This window comes from Sphingomonas sp. GW821-FHT02B09 (genome assembly GCF_059421875.1).
Window position 1 is genome coordinate 1,143,399 of sequence record NZ_JBWKVV010000002.1, and the last position, 16,734, is coordinate 1,160,132.

General features: G+C 68.6%; 19 protein-coding genes and 2 tRNA genes. 11 read left to right on the forward strand and 10 right to left on the reverse strand.

The window, feature by feature from the left end:
- The first annotated feature begins 21 nt into the window (after positions 1–21).
- On the forward strand, positions 22–1,035 hold the full coding sequence (gene nadA / locus AC07U4_RS13405; protein ID WP_038662770.1) for a quinolinate synthase NadA: 1,014 nt from the start codon (positions 22–24) through the stop codon (positions 1,033–1,035).
- A 4-nt stretch (positions 1,036–1,039) separates the two neighbouring features.
- Here nadA and AC07U4_RS13410 read toward each other — a convergent pair whose 3' ends face one another.
- Positions 1,040–1,186, reverse strand: a complete 147-nt coding sequence (locus AC07U4_RS13410) for a hypothetical protein (RefSeq protein WP_169742543.1) — start codon at positions 1,184–1,186, stop codon at positions 1,040–1,042.
- A gap of 77 nt (positions 1,187–1,263) precedes the next feature.
- Here AC07U4_RS13410 and nadC point away from each other — a divergent pair, with 77 nt between their 5' ends.
- From nadC to AC07U4_RS13425, 3 genes are all read left to right on the forward strand, one after another.
- Positions 1,264–2,112, forward strand: coding sequence for a carboxylating nicotinate-nucleotide diphosphorylase (nadC, locus tag AC07U4_RS13415; RefSeq protein ID WP_495195693.1), 849 nt, complete (start codon positions 1,264–1,266; stop codon positions 2,110–2,112).
- A gap of 62 nt (positions 2,113–2,174) precedes the next feature.
- Complete coding sequence (locus AC07U4_RS13420) at positions 2,175–2,642, forward strand: hypothetical protein (RefSeq protein ID WP_052075621.1); 468 nt, start codon at positions 2,175–2,177, stop codon at positions 2,640–2,642.
- Complete coding sequence (locus tag AC07U4_RS13425) at positions 2,636–3,352, forward strand: ribonuclease T2 family protein (protein WP_495195694.1); 717 nt, start codon at positions 2,636–2,638, stop codon at positions 3,350–3,352. Before AC07U4_RS13420 ends, AC07U4_RS13425 begins: the two co-directional genes overlap by 7 nt.
- 3 nt (positions 3,353–3,355) lie before the next feature.
- On the opposite strand, the gene AC07U4_RS13430 is transcribed toward AC07U4_RS13425, so the two are convergent.
- The 9 genes from AC07U4_RS13430 to aroA form a co-directional block, all read right to left on the reverse strand.
- On the reverse strand, positions 3,356–3,784 hold the full coding sequence (locus AC07U4_RS13430; RefSeq protein WP_495195695.1) for a DUF4112 domain-containing protein: 429 nt from the start codon (positions 3,782–3,784) through the stop codon (positions 3,356–3,358).
- A 5-nt stretch (positions 3,785–3,789) separates the two neighbouring features.
- Complete coding sequence (locus AC07U4_RS13435; protein WP_495195696.1) at positions 3,790–5,220, reverse strand: ABC transporter substrate-binding protein; 1,431 nt, start codon at positions 5,218–5,220, stop codon at positions 3,790–3,792.
- 5 nt (positions 5,221–5,225) lie between these two features.
- Positions 5,226–5,309, reverse strand: a tRNA-Leu gene (locus AC07U4_RS13440).
- Positions 5,310–5,372: 63 nt separating this feature from the next.
- Positions 5,373–5,651, reverse strand: coding sequence for an integration host factor subunit beta (locus AC07U4_RS13445; protein ID WP_052075619.1), 279 nt, complete (start codon positions 5,649–5,651; stop codon positions 5,373–5,375).
- A 132-nt stretch (positions 5,652–5,783) separates the two neighbouring features.
- Complete coding sequence (gene rpsA, locus AC07U4_RS13450) at positions 5,784–7,505, reverse strand: 30S ribosomal protein S1 (protein ID WP_038662762.1); 1,722 nt, start codon at positions 7,503–7,505, stop codon at positions 5,784–5,786.
- A gap of 279 nt (positions 7,506–7,784) precedes the next feature.
- Entirely contained in the window at positions 7,785–8,069 is a 285-nt protein-coding gene (locus tag AC07U4_RS13455; protein ID WP_137899157.1) for a helix-turn-helix domain-containing protein, read from the reverse strand.
- Positions 8,069–8,386, reverse strand: a complete 318-nt coding sequence (locus AC07U4_RS13460) for a type II toxin-antitoxin system RelE/ParE family toxin (protein WP_495195697.1) — start codon at positions 8,384–8,386, stop codon at positions 8,069–8,071. Before AC07U4_RS13460 ends, AC07U4_RS13455 begins: the two co-directional genes overlap by 1 nt.
- A 75-nt stretch (positions 8,387–8,461) precedes the next feature.
- Positions 8,462–9,124 carry a (d)CMP kinase gene (locus AC07U4_RS13465; protein ID WP_495195698.1) on the reverse strand — a complete coding sequence of 221 codons (663 nt, stop codon included), beginning with the start codon at positions 9,122–9,124 and terminating at the stop codon, positions 8,462–8,464.
- Entirely contained in the window at positions 9,121–10,452 is a 1,332-nt protein-coding gene (gene aroA, locus AC07U4_RS13470) for a 3-phosphoshikimate 1-carboxyvinyltransferase (RefSeq protein WP_495195699.1), read from the reverse strand. The genes AC07U4_RS13465 and aroA overlap by 4 nt, the downstream gene beginning before the upstream one ends.
- 108 nt (positions 10,453–10,560) lie before the next feature.
- Here aroA and AC07U4_RS13475 point away from each other — a divergent pair, with 108 nt between their 5' ends.
- The 7 genes from AC07U4_RS13475 to AC07U4_RS13505 all read left to right on the forward strand — a co-directional run bounded on the left by AC07U4_RS13475 (position 10,561) and on the right by AC07U4_RS13505 (position 16,733).
- Positions 10,561–10,881 (forward strand): TIGR02300 family protein, encoded by a 321-nt coding sequence (locus tag AC07U4_RS13475; protein ID WP_037534617.1) that lies wholly within the window; start codon positions 10,561–10,563, stop codon positions 10,879–10,881.
- An 83-nt stretch (positions 10,882–10,964) separates the two neighbouring features.
- Positions 10,965–11,040 (forward strand) — tRNA-Ala (locus tag AC07U4_RS13480).
- Between the two features lie 386 nt (positions 11,041–11,426).
- Complete coding sequence (locus AC07U4_RS13485) at positions 11,427–12,548, forward strand: CDP-alcohol phosphatidyltransferase family protein (RefSeq protein ID WP_495195700.1); 1,122 nt, start codon at positions 11,427–11,429, stop codon at positions 12,546–12,548.
- A complete protein-coding gene (locus tag AC07U4_RS13490; RefSeq protein WP_495195701.1) occupies positions 12,545–13,897 on the forward strand; it encodes a lipopolysaccharide biosynthesis protein in 1,353 nt (450 codons plus the stop codon). Before AC07U4_RS13485 ends, AC07U4_RS13490 begins: the two co-directional genes overlap by 4 nt.
- A gap of 120 nt (positions 13,898–14,017) precedes the next feature.
- Complete coding sequence (locus AC07U4_RS13495) at positions 14,018–15,076, forward strand: diacylglycerol/lipid kinase family protein (protein WP_495195702.1); 1,059 nt, start codon at positions 14,018–14,020, stop codon at positions 15,074–15,076.
- Positions 15,073–15,987, forward strand: coding sequence for a hypothetical protein (locus AC07U4_RS13500; protein WP_495195703.1), 915 nt, complete (start codon positions 15,073–15,075; stop codon positions 15,985–15,987). The genes AC07U4_RS13495 and AC07U4_RS13500 overlap by 4 nt, the downstream gene beginning before the upstream one ends.
- Positions 15,984–16,733, forward strand: coding sequence for a nucleotidyltransferase family protein (locus AC07U4_RS13505; protein ID WP_495195704.1), 750 nt, complete (start codon positions 15,984–15,986; stop codon positions 16,731–16,733). The genes AC07U4_RS13500 and AC07U4_RS13505 overlap by 4 nt, the downstream gene beginning before the upstream one ends.
- Position 16,734: the final 1 nt, after the last annotated feature.

Sequence of the window (16,734 nt, forward strand, 5' to 3'; positions counted from 1 at the left end):
CAATCGCCTAACGAGGGCGTTATGGAACTGACCAACAGCTTCGCCGGGCTCGACCTGCGCGCCGAGATCGAGCGCCTCCGCAAGGAGCGCAACGCGGTGATCCTCGCGCATTATTATCAGAAGCCGGAGTTGCAGGACCTCGCCGATTTCGTCGGCGACAGCCTCGACCTCAGCCGCAAGGCGCAGGCGACCGATGCCGACGTGATCGCCTTTTGCGGGGTGCGCTTCATGGCGGAGACCGCGAAGATCCTAAGCCCCGACAAGATCGTCGTGCTGCCCGACATGGATGCCGGTTGCAGCCTGGAGGACAGTTGCCCGCCCGACCAGTTTGCCGCGTTCCGCGCCGCGCATCCCGATCATATCGCGCTGACCTACATCAACTGCTCGACCGAGGTAAAGGCGCTGAGCGACGTCATCGTCACCTCGTCGTCGGCGGAGACGATCCTGGCGCAATTGCCGCGCGACCAGAAGATCATCTTCGGCCCCGACCGCAATCTCGGCGGCTATCTCCAGCGCAAGACCGGGCGCGAGCTGCTGCTGTGGCCGGGCGTGTGCATCGTCCACGAGGCGTTCAGCGAAACCGAGCTGATGAAGCTGAAGGCGCAGAACCCCGGTGCGCCGGTCGCCGCGCATCCCGAATGTCCGGCGGTGATCCTCGACCATGCCGATTACGTCGGATCGACGCGCGGCATCCTCGAATTCGCCAATGCCATGCCCGGCGAGACGCTGATCGTCGCGACCGAGCCGCACATCATCCACCAGATGGAAAAGGCGATGCCGCTGAAGAATTTCATCGGCGCGCCGGGGGCGGACGGCAACTGCAACTGCAACATCTGCCCGTATATGGCGCTCAATACGATGGAGAAGCTCTACGTCGCGCTGCGCGACCTGACGCCGCGCATCGAGATCGAGGAGGGCCTGCGCGTCAAGGCGAAGAAGAGCCTCGACGCGATGCTGTCGATGGCCTCGGCGACGGTCGGGCAGGGCGATCTCGGCCCGACGCCGTTCCGCGTGGTGCCGGTCACCGGCGACTGATCCGTCAGTGCGAGGTCGCGGTGGTCGGGGCGAGCAGGTGACGGGCTTCGTTGATGTGGATGCCGACCAGGATCAGCTCCAGCTCGTCCGCCTTCTGCAACGCGGCGGCGAGCAACTGGTGGAGCTCCTCCAAGGCCTCGCGTTCGGTCATCGCCCTGCTTCCCCGTGATTCGGCGGCGGACCCATGACAATAGGGTCCGCGACGCCATATGACAGGATCGTATACGTATGTCGCGCTTTACTCTAGACGGATTCGACCTCGACGGCTTCGTCGCCGCGACTTTGGCGGAGGATCTGGGCGAAGGCGGCGACATCACTTCGGCGGCGGTGATTCCGGCGGAGGCGCGCTTCACCGGGGTGATGGACACGCGCGACGCGATCGTCGTCGCCGGGCTCGGCATCGCGGAAGCGTTTTTCCGCGCGCTCGACCCGGCGGTGCGGATCACCCGGCTGGTCGAGGATGGCGCCCGGGTGGCGGCGCATAGCGAGCTGATGCGGCTGGAGGGATCGGCGCGGGCGCTGCTCACCGCCGAGCGTTCGGCGCTCAACACGGTGCAGCATCTCTCGGGAATCGCGACGCTGACCCGCGCCTATGTCGATGCGATCGCGGAGACTGGCGCGGTGCTGCTCGACACGCGCAAGACGATCCCGGGGCTACGCCGGCTGGAGAAATACGCGACGCGTACCGGCGGTGCGCAGAACCACCGGCTCGGCCTGTGGGATGCGGCGATGATCAAGGACAATCACGTCGCGGTCGCCGGCGGCATCGCACCGGCGGTGCAGCGGGCGGTCGCGGCGGGGATCGCGCGGATCATCGTCGAGGTCGACCGGCTCGACCAGATCGCGTCCGCGCTGGACGCGGGGGCGACGCATCTGCTGCTCGACAACATGCCGCCGGCGCTGCTGCGCGAGGCGGTGGCCTTGGTCGGCGGACGCGTGCCGACCGAGGCCTCGGGCGGAGTGCGGCTCGACACGGTCCGGGCGATCGCGGAGAGCGGCGTCACCTACGTCTCGGTCGGGCGGCTGACCCAATCGGCGCCCGCGGCGGATATCGGCCTCGATTTCACGGTGATATGAGCGGCGGCTTGCACGCCCCGTCGGGACGGCTAGGCTGAGATCGAGCAGCAAGGGGAGTTGTCGTGACCAAACCGCCATCCATCGTCCGCTTCGAGCAATTCTATTGGGCGTCGGTGATCCTCGGCCTGATCAATACCGGGCTGAACTGGCGCACGTCGCAGGCCGCTTTGGCCTCCAATCCGATGCTCGCGAGCATGTCGTGGCTGTTGCCGGCGATGCAGGTGCTCGGGCTCGCGATCACGGTGCTGATCTGGTTCTTCATCGTCCGCCGCCCGAGCGTGGTGGCGAAATGGGTGCAGGTGGTGTTCGCAGCCTTCGGCGTGTTCGCTGTCCTCTCGGCGATCGTGCTGATCGCACTGGGCCGGTCGGCGATCAACGCGCAGCTCGCGCTCGGACTGGTCGCCAACATCCTCTACGTCGCCGCGGCGGTGATGCTGTTCAAGCCGGACGCCAAGGCGTGGTTCGGCGAAGGGCTGGACGAAGACGACGATCTCGACGTGGTCGAAACGCCGGACGCGCCGCGATGGTGATCGCGCGGTTCGCGCTCGTCGCGCTGCTCGCGGCGACCCCCGCCGCGGTGCAGGCGCAGGCCTATCAATGCGCCGCCCCGACGAGCCTCGAACGGCCGCACCCGGACCTGCCGAGCGACAGCCAGCCGCGGCGATTGCTGCCGATCGGCGGTTATACGCTGGCGATCACCTGGGCTCCGCAATATTGCCGCGATCACGACCGCGACGGCGGCGCGCGCTTCCAGTGCGCGGCGGGCAACCGCTTCGGCTTCACGCTGCACGGGCTGTGGCCCGACGGCATCGGCAAGGATTGGCCGCAATATTGCCAGGCGACCCCCTTGCTGCCGCGTGCGGTGATCCAGAAGCATATCTGCAGCACGCCGTCGGCGCAGCTGATGCAGCACGAATGGTCGAAGCACGGCACCTGCATGGCCGGCTACAAGCCCGACCGCTATTTCGCCACCTCGACCCGCCTGTACGGCAGGCTGCGCTATCCCGACATGGATGCCTTGTCGCGCGGGCCGCTGACCGCCGGCGGGCTGGCGGCGGCGGTGTCGCGCAGCAATCCGGGGCTCGGGCCGGACATGATGCGGGTGACGGCGACCAAACAGGGCTGGCTCGACGAGATCTGGATCTGCCTCGACAAGACGTTCCGCTATCAACGCTGTCCGGCGCACCAAGGCGGTCTTTCCGCCGACGCGACGGTGAAAATCTGGCGCGGCGGCCGCTGAACGTCAGCCGATGATCGTCGCCGTCGCCGGATGATGCTTGTCGAGGTGGCGGCGGATGATCCGCAGGTTGCGGGTGTTCGACCGGAAGAAGAAATCTGGGACCGCGCCGACGAAGGGGATGATGCCCAGCGCCCAGTCGATACCGACGTTGCCGAACATCCGCGCCATCTGCAGCTTCGACATGCCGAGATTGCGGGCTTCCCATACCAGCCACGACCCGATGAGCGCGGCGATCGTGGTGCCGACGACCGGCACGAGATCGAGGATCACGTCGAGCCCGAGCTTGCGGTTGGTACCGGGGATGGTGAACAGCCCCTCCATCACCCGCTCCATCGCTTCGAGCCGGATGCGGACCGAGGCTGCGTCACGGCCGACCGGCAAGGAGTCGAGCAGCGGACGCGCGTGCAGCGGGCGAGGGCGAGTGGTGGTCATCCACCTTAATTGGTGTCGTCGCGCAGCCGGTTCAACGGGTGCCAGGCGCGGGCGTTGGGACGCCATTGGCGCAGCCGCATCGCGACCAGCGACCAGCGCAGCGGCCGCGCGATCGGAATGAACGGCGTATCCGTCGCCAGCGCGGCATCGGCGACCGCGATCAGCCGCGAGCGTTCGGCGAGCGTCGGTGCCGCGCGGGCGGCGACCAGCGCGCCCTGTGCGGCCTCGACGCAGACGACGCAGGCATTGGCGAGATACCAGCGTGCGCTGTCATAGGGGGCGACCTGATCGACCAGCCGCAATTCGGCGTCGTCGTCGGGGCCGACGCGCTGCGGCGTGATGCCGACGGTGAGCAGCGACGCGGCGACCTGCGCATAGACCAGCGTCGCACCCGGCCCGCGCGGCAGCGCGATGCGCAGCACGACCGGCGCGCCATAGTCGGCGACGCGCGTCTGCGCGGCGGCGACGCGCTGTTCGGGGGTGAGCAGCGACCAGCCGGGCAGCGCCGGCGGCGCGGTCGAATCGAGCATGTCGGGCAGGAGGCGTTCGGCCGGTTCCCAATTGGGCATCACCGCGGCGGTGACCGCGGCGCGGTCGATCGCGCCGCTGAGTGCGGCGCGGTTGCCGGCGTCCGCGAGGAAGCCGTCGCGCTTGAGGATCGCGAAGCCGAACAGCCCGGCGGCGGGATCGAGACGGACGTTGGCGGGGGCGATCGACGCCAGGCCGATCAGCGGCCAGTCGAGGAAGGTGCCGCCGGCGACATAATCGGAGTCGCGCGCCGCGAAGCGGACGATGGCGCGGGCGGCGCGCTCGCCGATCAGGCGGACGTCCTGTTCGGGGCGCGTCCGGCGCTGATCGTCGGGATCGGCGCGGCCGGGATCGAAGGCGGGGCGAAGCAAGGGGCTGCGCGTGCCGCGGACGATGCGCATCGGTCCGGCGCCGCCGACGGTGCCGCTGCGCCACAGCGCCAGTTCAGGCTGGGCGAACAGCTTGAGCAGGTCGGGTCGCGGGCGCAGCAGCCGCACCTCGATGACCTGCGGCGTCATCGTCACGATCTCGTCGACCGCCGTCAGGAAGGGCAGGAGCGGGTTGCGCGATCCCCGCGCGAGCTGATGGCGCAATTGCGCGACGACCTGATCGGCATCGACCTTGCTGCCGTCGCTCCACTGCGCCTCGCGCAGCCGGAAGATGTAGCTCATCCCCTGATCGATCACGATCCAGCGTTCGGCGAGCCCGGGTTCGATCTGGCCGCTGCCGTCGAACCGCACCAGCCCCTCGGCCGTGGCATCGAGCAGCAGCCGCGACGGCGTGTCGAGCCGGGTACGGGCGGGATCGGCCGGGCGTGGCGGTGCGCCGATCGCGCTGACGATCACCGGCCCCGAATCGGGGCGCTGGTCGCAGCCGGCCAGCGCAGACGCGCCGATCCCCAGCAGCAACAGGATGGTGCGGACGACGGGACTCGAACCCGTACTCCAAAGGAAGCCGATTTTAAGTCGGAAGCGTCTACCGATTTCGCCACGTCCGCACACGGTTGCACGACAAGCGCAACCAGCGCCGACCGTCAACCCGCTACGGGCGGGAAGCGCGATCAGACGTTGAGGCGCGCGCGCATTTCCTTGCCGGGCTTGAAATAGGGGACGCGCTTGGCCTCGACCTCAACGGTCTCGCCGGTGCGCGGATTGCGGCCGATGCGGGCATCGCGGGCGCGGGTGGAAAAGGCGCCGAAGCCACGCAGCTCGACGCGGCCGTTGGAGGCGAGGCGCCGTGCGATCTCGTCGAAGAAGGTCGAGACGATGGCGTCGACCTCGGCTCCCGACAGGTTCGGGTTCAGCTCACACAATTTTTGAACAAGTTCAGAACGGATCATCGCAAAACTCCCCCCCGGTTGATGCAACCGTGGCTTGATAGAGATCAATGGGGTCCGCGTATAGGGCCAAAATGAACTTAAACATAGAAACTTGGGCTGGAGCGGTACGAAACCACTCCAGCCCGAGCCGTCTTACTTCTTGTCGGCGTCCGCGACGCGGGCCTTGAGGGCCTCGCCGAGGATGTTGCCGAGCGTCGCGCCCGAGTCGGACGAACCGTACTGCGCAACCGCCTGCTTCTCTTCGGAGATCTGCATTGCCTTGATCGAGAAGGTAGGCTTCTTCGACCGGTCGAAGCCGGTCACCATCGCGTCGAACTTCTGGCCGACCTGGAAACGCTCCGGACGCTGCTCGTCGCGGTCGCGACCCAGATCCGTGCGCTTGATGAAGCCGGTCGCGCCATCGTCGCCCTGCTGCACTTCGAGGCCCGCGTCGCGGACTTCGAGGACGGTCACGGTGACGATCGCATTCTTGTTCAGGCGATCGCCCGATGCCGCGATGCCGCCGGCCGACGGGCCGCCGCGCTCGAGCTGCTTCATGCCGAGGCTAATGCGCTCCTTCTCGGCGTCGATGTCGAGCACCACCGCCTGCACGGTCTCGCCCTTGCGGTGCAGGTTGAGGGCATCCTCACCCGACACGCCCCAGGCGATGTCCGACATGTGGACCATGCCGTCGACGTCGTTGTCCAGACCGATGAACAGACCGAATTCGGTCGCATTCTTGACTTCGCCCTCGACGGTCGAACCGATCGGATGGGCGGCGGCGAACGCTTCCCACGGATTGTTCTGCGCCTGCTTGAGGCCGAGGCTGATGCGACGCTTGTCCTCGTCGACCTCGAGCACGACGACATCGACTTCCTGCGAGGTCGAGACGATCTTGCCTGGATGGACGTTCTTCTTGGTCCAGGACATTTCCGAAACGTGGACGAGGCCTTCGATGCCCGCTTCCAGCTCGACGAACGCACCATATTCGGTGATGTTCGTGACGCGGCCCGACAGCTTGGCGCCGATCGGATACTTGGCGCTCGCGCCGTCCCACGGATCCGACTCGAGCTGCTTCATGCCGAGGCTGATGCGCTGCGTGTCCTTGTTGATGCGGATGATCTGCACCTTCACCGTGTCGCCGATCGCGATCATCTCGGACGGATGATTGACGCGCTTGTAGCTGAGGTCGGTGACGTGGAGCAGGCCGTCGATACCGCCGAGGTCGACGAACGCACCGTAATCGGTGATGTTCTTGACGACGCCGTCGATGATCTGACCCTCGGCGAGGCTCTGGATCAGGCCCGAACGCTGCTCGGCGCGGGTCTCTTCCAGCACCGCGCGACGCGACACGACGATGTTCCCGCGCTTGCGGTCCATCTTGAGGATCTGGAACGGCTGGGGGATGTCCATCAGCGGCGTGACGTCGCGGACGGGGCGGATATCGACCTGGCTGCCCGGCAGGAACGCGACGGCGCCCGACAGGTCGACGGTGAAGCCGCCCTTGACGCGGCCGAAGATCACGCCCTCGACGCGCGCGGTCTTGCTGAACTCGAGCTCGAGCTTGTCCCAGGCGGCTTCGCGGCGGGCGCGATCGCGGCTGAGCATCGCTTCGCCATGCATGTTCTCGACGCGGTCGACATAGACCTCGACCTCGTCGCCGACCTTCAGGTCGGCCTTCTGGCCCGGTGCGGCAAATTCGCGCAGCGGCACGCGGCCTTCGGACTTCAGGCCGACGTCGATGACGGCAAGGTCGTTCTCGATCGCGGTGACGGTACCGTGAACGACACGGCCCTCGAAGCTGTCGGCGCCGCCGAACATGTCATCGAGCATTGCGGCGAAATCGTCGCGGGTAGGAGTGGGCTGGGTAGCCATAGGGTTAGAGTGTCCTCGGGTTTATCTGTTTCCGGCCAAGCGGTTGGATCCGCTGGTCTTGGCTGAAAACGCCGCGGCGACCCCATGCCGGTCGCGGCATCCATTAAGCGTCGGCAGGCGGAGGAATGCGATGCGCTGCTTGCGAAAAGGGCGCGAACGGCCCGGCCGGACGCGCCTACCTCCACGAACATCAGCTCGCAGGACCGGCGGGCCATAATCGAAAGCCCGCGTTTTGGCAAGGTAACGGCACGGACGCGTCCGGCGGCGGGTCGTGGCGCGTCAGGCAGCCCTAGCGACGTGGATGTGGACGGTCAGGCCCGCCGCCGTGGCGATGTTGACGAGCGCGTCGAGCGAGAATTTGGCCATCTTGCCCTGCAACAGGTCGTTGAGGCGCGGACGGGTGATGCCGAGCCGGGCGGCAGCGATGTCCTGCGCGACGTTCCAGGACCGGATATGGCTCTTCAACGTCGACAGCAGCTCGGATCGGGCCTGGAGATTCGCCGCTTCTGCCGGGGTATCGGCCAGTGCGTCGAACACGCTGTCGAATGTCTGCGCTTCGGTCATCATGACCTCCATAGGCTCAAGCGGTGTCTGGCAAGGTCGATATCGCGCTGCGGCGTTTTCTGGGTCTTCTTCCGAAAGGCGTGGAGGACGAGCACCGCATCCGGCAAGGTTGCAAGGTAGATCACGCGGAACGCACCCGATTGCTCGCGTATCCGGATTTCACAGACGCCTTGGCCGATCGTCGTCATCGGCTTCCAGTCGTCCGGCAGGCGGCCCTGCTGTACTTGGTGAAGCTGGTGCCCCGCCGAGGCCCGTGCATCCTCCGGGAATTCCCGAAGACGATCGAGACTGTCGCCGACGAAGGTGATCGGTTTCACGGTGATGGTGTATCAGAAACGATACATGCCGGCAATGACGTCGGAACCGGGTTGCCGCGAGGAGTGCCGGCGTCGTCAGACCGGGCTGGCGCCGGCGCTCGGCTGCTGGCGGGCGCGGGTGGCGGTGCGGGCGTCGACCATGGCGATCGCGCGGGCGATGCTCGCCTCGATCGTCATCTGGCTGGTGTCGAGCAAAGCGGCGTCGGCGGCCATGCTGAGCGGCGCGGTGGAACGGGCGCTGTCGCGCGTGTCGCGGGCGCGGATGTCCATCAGTACCTTGACGAAGGTGACGTCGATGCCCTTGCCGAGCAATTCCTTGTGGCGGCGCTGCGCGCGGATCTGCGGGGTCGCCTTGACGAACAATTTGGCGTCGGCGTCGGGCGCGATCACCGTGCCGATGTCGCGACCGTCGAGCACCGCGCCGCCGGGCTGGCGGGCGAAGCGCTTCTGGCGCTGCAGCAGCGAGGCGCGCACCAGCGGATGGACCGAGACGATCGAGGCGAGCTGGCCGATGTCGTCGGTGCGCAGCACGAGATCGTCGAGCAGCGCCTCGTCGAAATCGCAGGCGGCGACTGCATCGGCTTCCCTGGCGGGGTTGAGCTCCATCCGCTGCACGTTGAACGCCACGGCACGATAGAGCAGTCCGGTGTCGAGGTGCGGGAGGCCGTAATGCTGCGCGAGCGCCCTGGCGATGGTGCCTTTGCCCGACGCTGCTGGGCCGTCCACTGCGATGATCATGCTTCCTCCGACACTTCGTCCAATGTCTTATAGAAGACGGGATAGCTGGTCGCCACCGGCGCGACGTCGTCGATCGTGACGGGACGTGCCGCATGCAGGCCGGCGACCGTCATACTCATCGCGATGCGGTGATCGAGCTGCGAGGCGATGCGGCCGCCGCCCGGGATGGCGTCGCCGCCGGTGCCGGTGATCGCGAGACCGTCCTCATATTCCTCGCACGGGACGCCGCAGGCCTCCAGCGCCGCCTTCATCGCGGCGATCCGGTCGGATTCCTTGACGCGCAGCTCGTGTGCGCCGCGCGCGACGGTGCGGCCCTTGGCGAAGGCGGCGGCGACGAACAGCACCGGATATTCGTCGATCATGCTCGGCGCGAGATCGGGCGGCACATCGATCGCGGTGAGGGGGGCGTGGCGGACGCGCAGGTCGGCGACCGGCTCGCCGCCGACCTCACGCCGGTCGAGTTCGGTGATGTCCGCGCCCATCAGCCGCAGCGCCGCGACCAGTCCGGTGCGGGTGACGTTGAGCCCGACGTTGCGGACGACGAGGTCGGAGCCGGGGACGATCGACGCGGCGACTAGCCAGAAGGCGGCCGAGGAGGGATCGCCGGGGACGGTGATCGTCTGCGGCCTGAGTTCGGCCTCGCCGCGGATCGCGATGATGCGGCCGGCGTCACTCTCCTCGATGGTGATGTCGGCGCCGAAGCCGCGCAGCATCCGCTCGCTATGGTCGCGGGTCGCGACCGGCTCGATGACGCGGGTGATGCCGGGCGTGTTGAGCCCGGCGAGCAGCACCGCCGACTTGACCTGCGCCGAGGCAACCGGGAGCGTATAGGTGATCGGCACCGCCGGGCACATGCCGCGCAGCATCAGCGGCAGCTTGCCGCCGGGGCTGGCGGTGACGTCGGCGCCCATCTGCGACAAAGGTTCGATGACGCGGCCCATCGGCCGGCCCGACAGCGAGGCGTCGCCGGTGAAGGTGGCGGTGATCGGATGGCTCGCGACGAGGCCCATCAGCAGCCGCGTCGAGGTGCCGCTGTTGCCCATCTCCAGCGCGGTCGCGGGTTGCAGCAGGCCGCCGACGCCGACGCCGTCGACGCGCCACGCGCCGTCGCCGGTCCGCTCGATCGTCGCGCCCATCGCGCGCAGCGCCGCGGCGGTGGCGAGCACGTCCTCGCCTTCGAGCAGGCCGGTGATGTGGCTGGTGCCGACCGCCAGCGCCGAGAACATCAGCGAGCGGTGGCTGATCGACTTGTCGCCGGGGACCTGGAGGGTGCCGGTGAGGGGCCCGCGCGGGGCCACGCTCAGTTCCTGGGGAAGGGAGTGCGCCATGGGTCGAGGGCTTTGACAGCCACCTTGCGCTATGGCAAGGCGCCCACCAAGTCACGGGCTGGGGCAACCTTTGCCTGCGACACCCAATTCCGAAAGGCACAACACGGCATGATCAAGCCGGAATGGGGCACGAAGCGTACGTGCCCGAAATGCGCCACGCGCTTCTACGACCTCGAGAAGGACGACCCCGTCACCTGCATCAATTGCGGCACGACGTGGAATCCGGAGCCGATCCTGAAATCCAAGCAGCCGCTGCCGTTCGAGCAGGCCAAGCCCGACACCAAGGAAGCCGATCGCGACCTGGAAGGCGAGGACGAGGATCTGGAAGCGCTGGGCGAAGAGGAAGAGCCCTCGGCCGATGACGAAGTCGATCTCGGTGGCGACGACGATCTGGGCGTGGAAGCGCCGAACGACGAAGACGAACATTGATCTGAAAAAAGGCATGGCAGGCATCGATTCAGCGCTTGCCATGCCCCGGTGCCCCCGCTAGTGGGGCGCCTCCCGAAACGAATGGGGCCGTAGCTCAGCTGGGAGAGCGCTGCAATGGCATTGCAGAGGTCAGGGGTTCGATCCCCCTCGGCTCCACCATTCGTTTCGTTCTGCCGCTGCGGGCGGTAGAAATCCCAAAGCATCGGGTTGGTCCAGCGACTGTCACTCCGGTGACGGGCGCCGTTTCTGTTTAGGCTCGTCTTGCGCCGTGCCGGTCGTTGCCGGCTTACTTCAAGCCTTCGTCGTGGTTTCGACCTGTTGTCGTGGGGCAACGGGCCGCGAGGGTGCGTCTTCCTTTCCCGCTTGGACATCGCTGGAGAGGGGCCCCGAGCCATGTTCGGGATGACGGAGCAGGTGACGTGACGGCCTTCTTGTGCCTCCACGCCTTCGCGCAGATCAAAAGCGGCTTGCCGGCGCTGCATGAACCGGAACGCTGCGACCACCAACGGCTATCCGGATCGCGCGGGTGACGCTATCCGGCGGGGATGGTTGCCAATCTCTCGACCCCGCCGACCGTCGTCCCGGTCGGCGACAATCCCGTGCCGATCTGGGGCATGACCAATGCCGAACGGCTGCGGCGGATGGCCGTCGCGCGCAAGCTGCCGTTCGGAGAGGCTGCCGGCGGCGACGTGCTGCTCGCCAATCTCGCCTTCGCCTTCGATCCGTCGTGGCTGCCGCATCTGCTCGGCCTGCCGGGGACGGTGATGACCCGCGCGGGCGTGCCGGTCCTCGCCCATGTCGCCGCCGATCAGGCCGACCGGGTGCGGGCGGCGATGCTGGCCGACCGACCGCTCGCGGCGGAGGGGCTGGCGGTGATCGAGGCGGAGGACGAGAACGGTATCTTCAACGAGGCCTTGCGCAAGCGCGAACGGCCGTTCGCCGAGCGGCTGACCCCGGCCAGCGTCCCCGCGATCGAACGCGCGAGCTATACCGGCGCCTACAAGGGCGTGACCGACCTCCTCACCAAATATCTCTGGCCCGAATGGGCGTTATGGCTGACCCGGCTGTGCGCGCGCGCCGGCATCTCGCCCAATCAGGTGACCGCGATCGGTTCGGTGCTGTGCATCATCGCGACGGTCGCCTTCTGGTACGGCTGGTTCTGGAGCGGGCTGGCGATCGGCCTCGTCTTCATGGTGCTCGACACCGTCGACGGCAAACTGGCGCGCTGCACGATCACCTCGTCCGCGCTGGGCAACGCCTGGGACCATGGCGTCGACCTCGTCCATCCGCCCTTCTGGTGGTGGGCCTGGGCGACGGGGTGCGCCGCCTACGGCCGGCCGCTCGATCATGACACGTTCGTCGCGGTGATCGCGGCGATGCTGTTCGGCTATGTCGCGCAGCGGCTGATCGAGGGGGCGTTCATCGCCAAATTCGGGATGCATATCCACGTCTGGGAGCGGTTCGATAGCCGCTTCCGGCTCGTCACCGCGCGGCGCAACCCGAATATGGTGATCCTGTTCGCCGGGCTGCTGATCGGGCGGCCCGACTGGGGGATCGTCGCGGTGGCGGTGTGGACGATGCTGTCGCTCGTCGTCCATCTCGTCCGACTGGGGCAGGCGATGGCGGCCAGGGCGCGCGGGCGGAGGATCGTGAGCTGGCTGGCATGAGTCCCGAAATACCGGATGCCGGGATCGAGGCGGGCATGTTCCCCGGCGGGCCGATGCGCGCGATCGCGCGCAACCTCGGCTGGATGCTGGCGAGCCGCGGCGTGCTCGCGGTGCTCAGCCTCGTCTATCTGGCGATCGTCACACGCACGCTCGGCGTGTCGGGATTCGGCCGCTTCGCGCTGATCACCGGCGCGAGCCAGGCGCTGGCCACCGTCGTCGGCTTCCAGACGTGGCAGATCATCGTCCGCTACGGCACCGAGCATCTCGCCCCAGGCGGCGAGACGCGGCTGGCGCGGCTGTTCAAGGCGTGCGGGCTGCTCGATCTCGCCAGCGCGATCCTCGGCGTGATCCTCGCCGCGATCATCATCCGCATCTGGGGCGAGCCGCTCGGCGTGCGCCCGGTCCATATGCGCGCGACGATGCTGTTCACGATCGCCCAATTGCTGTCGATCCGCTCGACCCCGCTCGGCATCCTGCGGCTGCGCGACCGCTTCTCCTTCGCCGCTGCGGCGGACAGCGTGACACCGGTGATGCGGCTGCTCGGCGCGGCCACCGCGGCGATCTTCGTCCCCTCAGTCAGCGGCTTCCTCGTCGCCTGGGGGCTGGCCGAGGTGCTGACCGCCGCGGCCTATTGGGCGGCGCTGGCGCGGACCGGCGACCTCAAACTGCTGTTCGCGCGTGGCGTCGGGGTGCGCGACGTCGTCGTCGACCATCCCGGCATCATCCGCTTCTCGCTCGCCACCAACGCCAGTTCGTCGCTCGGCCTGTCGAGCAAGCAGATCCCGCTGCTGCTGGTCGGCGGCACCGTCGGCACCGCCTCGGCGGGCGCGTTCCGGCTCGCGCTGCAACTGGCGCAGGCGCTGACCAAGGTGTCGCAATTGCTTGCCCGCGCCGCCTTTCCGGAGATCGTGCGCGCGGTCGCCGCGGGGGGGCTCGCGCGGGTGCGGCGGATGATCCTGCGCTCTTTCCTGATGGCGACCATCGTCGGCGCGGTTGCCTTCCTGCTCGTCGTGCTGCTCGGCCATCCGGTGCTGACGCTGATGGGCGGCAAGGAGTTCGGCCGCGCCTATCCGATCCTGCTGTGGCTCGCCGCGGCGGGGTGTATCGATCTCGTCACCGTCGGCTTCGAGCCGCTGCTGCTCGCCGCCAACCGGATCGGCGCGACCTTCATCGCGCGCGTCGTCGGCATCGTCGCGCTGTTCGCGGTGAGCTTCTGGCTGAGCCCATCACTGGAGGTGATCGGCGTGTCGATCGCGGTGCTGGTCAACGCGCTGGTCGTCGCGATCCTGCTCGGGCTGGCGACGCAATCCCTGCTGCGAGTGAAACCAACCGATCGGGCGCGAGTTTGATCGCGACAGGCTGCCCGAGCGAAATACCGTAAATATCGGCTCAATTTCTTGTTGGGGCCGCAATCCTGCCCATTTCCTCTGTGACAGTTTGATGAAGAACTCGTGACGGAAGGGCGCAGGTTGGCGACTCGGATTGATGGACGATTGCCGGTCGGGCAGACGCTGGCGGGCCGCGTCGGCGACGTGCTGTGCCGCCGCAATGCGCTGGCGGATGCGCCGCGCACCGGTCGCCTGCCGACGCCCCGCGCGCCGGTCCCCGCGCCCGCGCCGCTGCGCGTCGGCGTGATCGCCAACGGGCGGAGCCATCGCAACCTCAAGCAGGGCATGCGGCTCGATCACTGGCCCGACGTCTCCTATGCCGCGCCTGACACGTTCGAGGCGCTGGAAGAGACGCTGCGCGATTATGCGGCGCGCGACATCGGGCTGCTGGTGGTCAATGGCGGCGACGGCACGTTGCGCGACGTGATGACCGCGGCGGCGCGGGTGTTCGAGACGCTGCCGGCGATGGCGATCATCCCGTCGGGCAAAACCAATGCGCTGGCGCTCGACCTCGGCATTCCCGACGACTGGACGGTGCGCGACGCGATCGCGGCGGCACGCGCCGGGCGCTTCGTGCAGCGGGCGCCGGTCGAGATCCTGCGGGGGCAGGACAAACGGCCCGCGGCGCGCGGTTTCCTGCTCGGCATGGGCGGCTTCGTCCGCGCCACCGAGCTGGCGCAGAGCACGCATCGCGTCGGCGCGTTCAACGGCGTCGCGGTGGCGCTGTCGCTCGGCTGGAGCATGGCGCAGACGATGTTCGGCGGTGCCGACAACGAATGGCGACGCGGCACGACGATCCGCATCGGCGAGGACGGTCGTGCGCCGGTGACGCGGCAGCTCTATCTGCTGCTCGCCTCGACGCTGGAGCGGATGCCGGTCGGGCTGAAGCCGTTCGGGCGGCCGCGGCCCGGGCTCAAGCTGCTGACGGTCGACGCGCCACCGCGCCACCTGTTCCGGATGCTGTCGCCGATCCTGACCGGCACGCCGGGCAGTCCGGCGGTCGCCAAGGGCTTCGCGCGCACCGATCCGCACCAGCTCCGCGTCACCGCGGACGAGGGCTTCATCCTCGACGGCGAATTGTTCACCGGCGGCGACCTGACCATCCGGGCGGGAGCGTCGATCCGGTTCGCCGCCCCGTGACGCAGACGCTGCTGTCGTTCGTCGCCGACGAGCTGGAGGCGGCGGTGAGCGCGCCGATCGCCGCCGCCGCGCGTGAGGTGACGCGGCGGCTCGGCGGCGTCGCGGTGCTGTTCTACGGATCGGTGCTGCGCACCGGCGATCTGGACGGTGTGCTCGACTTCTACGTTCTGACCCCGCCGGTGCGCGGCTGGGGCCTGCGGGCTTGGGCGACGCGGACGCTGTGGCCCGACGTCAGCTTCCACGAGATCACGCTGGGCACGCGGGTGATCCGCGCCAAGGTGGCGGCGATGCCGCTCGACACCTTCTGCCGCGCGGTCGAGGGGCGGACGATCGACACGACGATCTGGACGCGCTTCGCGCAGCCTGCCGCGTTGGTCTGGGCGGCCGATCCGCTGGTGCAGGCGCGGGTGGTGCGCGCGGTGACCTATGCGACGGCGACCGCGGCGCGATTCGCCGCGGTGCTCGGGCCGCAGCACGGCCGGCCGGCCGATTTCTGGCTGGCACTGTTCCGCCAGACCTATTCGGCCGAGCTGCGCGTCGAGGCGCCGGGGCGCGAGCGGCAGATCCTCGCCTTCGTGCCCGACCGGTTCGACGCGCTGCTGCCGCTGGCGTGGCAGGGGGCGGGGATCGGCCACGAGCGGCGGGGCGGAGAATATGCGCCCGTCGTCGCCGAGCGCGACGTGCGTGCGACGCTCGCCGCCTGGTGGCTGCGCCAACGGCTCGGCAAATGGCTCAACGTGGCGCGGCTGATGAAGGCCGCGTTCACCTTCGAAGGCGCGGGCCGGTACGGGTTATGGAAGCTGCAGCGCCATACCGGCGTCGACCTGCCGCTGACGCGCTGGCGCGAGCGGCATCCCATTCTCGCTGCGCCCGGCGTGATGTGGCGGGTGTGGCAGACGCGCGCGTCATGAGCTTCAACGCCCTGGTACTGGCGGGATCGCGTGGCGGCGTCGATCCGCTGGCGGACTATGCCGGCGTGACGGACAAGACGCTGATCCGGATCGGCGGCGCGACGATGCTGGAACGCGTGATCGTCGCGTTGCGCGCGGCGGGCGCGGCGCAGATCGCGGTGTCCGCCAATGCCCCGGCGGTGCGGGCGGAGGCGCTGCGGCTGGGCGCCGAGCCGATCGATGCGGCGGCGGGGCCGAGCCTCAGCACGTTGCAGGGGCTGCGCGCGCTCGGCGCGCCGTTGCTGGTCACCACTGCCGACCATGCTCTGCTGCGGCCCGAATGGATCACCGACTTCCTCGCCGATGCGCCGGCCGACGCGGATGCCGCCGCGCTGCTCGCGCGACGCGACACGGTCGAACGCGACGCACCGCCGACGCGGCGCACCTATCTGCGCTTCGCCGATGGCGGCTGGTCGGGGTGCAACCTGTTCCTGTTGCGCACTCCCGCGGCGGAGGCGGCGGTCGGCCTGTGGATGTCGGTCGAGCGGGATCGCAAGCGGCCGTGGCGGATCGTCCGGCGGCTGGGGTCGGGGACGCTGCTGCGCTATGTCACCGGGCGGCTGACGCTCGATGCGGCGCTGGGGCGGCTGGGCGCGCTGGTCGGGGTGCGGGCGGCGGCGGTGGCGGCGCGGCACGGGCTGGCCGCGGTCGACGTCGACAAGCCGGCGGACCTCGATCTGGTGCGCGGGCTGGTCGAGCGGAGCTGAC

Coding starts and splice junctions, on each gene's coding strand:
- nadA (WP_038662770.1), top strand. CDS start 22: ATGGAACTGACCAACAGCTTCGCCGGGCTCGACCTGCGCGCCGAGATC.
- AC07U4_RS13410 (WP_169742543.1), bottom strand. CDS start 1,186: ATGACCGAACGCGAGGCCTTGGAGGAGCTCCACCAGTTGCTCGCCGCC.
- nadC (WP_495195693.1), top strand. CDS start 1,264: ATGTCGCGCTTTACTCTAGACGGATTCGACCTCGACGGCTTCGTCGCC.
- AC07U4_RS13425 (WP_495195694.1), top strand. CDS start 2,636: ATGGTGATCGCGCGGTTCGCGCTCGTCGCGCTGCTCGCGGCGACCCCC.
- AC07U4_RS13430 (WP_495195695.1), bottom strand. CDS start 3,784: ATGACCACCACTCGCCCTCGCCCGCTGCACGCGCGTCCGCTGCTCGAC.
- AC07U4_RS13445 (WP_052075619.1), bottom strand. CDS start 5,651: ATGATCCGTTCTGAACTTGTTCAAAAATTGTGTGAGCTGAACCCGAAC.
- rpsA (WP_038662762.1), bottom strand. CDS start 7,505: ATGGCTACCCAGCCCACTCCTACCCGCGACGATTTCGCCGCAATGCTC.
- AC07U4_RS13455 (WP_137899157.1), bottom strand. CDS start 8,069: ATGACCGAAGCGCAGACATTCGACAGCGTGTTCGACGCACTGGCCGAT.
- AC07U4_RS13465 (WP_495195698.1), bottom strand. CDS start 9,124: ATGATCATCGCAGTGGACGGCCCAGCAGCGTCGGGCAAAGGCACCATC.
- aroA (WP_495195699.1), bottom strand. CDS start 10,452: ATGGCGCACTCCCTTCCCCAGGAACTGAGCGTGGCCCCGCGCGGGCCC.
- AC07U4_RS13475 (WP_037534617.1), top strand. CDS start 10,561: ATGATCAAGCCGGAATGGGGCACGAAGCGTACGTGCCCGAAATGCGCC.
- AC07U4_RS13485 (WP_495195700.1), top strand. CDS start 11,427: ATGGTTGCCAATCTCTCGACCCCGCCGACCGTCGTCCCGGTCGGCGAC.
- AC07U4_RS13490 (WP_495195701.1), top strand. CDS start 12,545: ATGAGTCCCGAAATACCGGATGCCGGGATCGAGGCGGGCATGTTCCCC.
- AC07U4_RS13505 (WP_495195704.1), top strand. CDS start 15,984: ATGAGCTTCAACGCCCTGGTACTGGCGGGATCGCGTGGCGGCGTCGAT.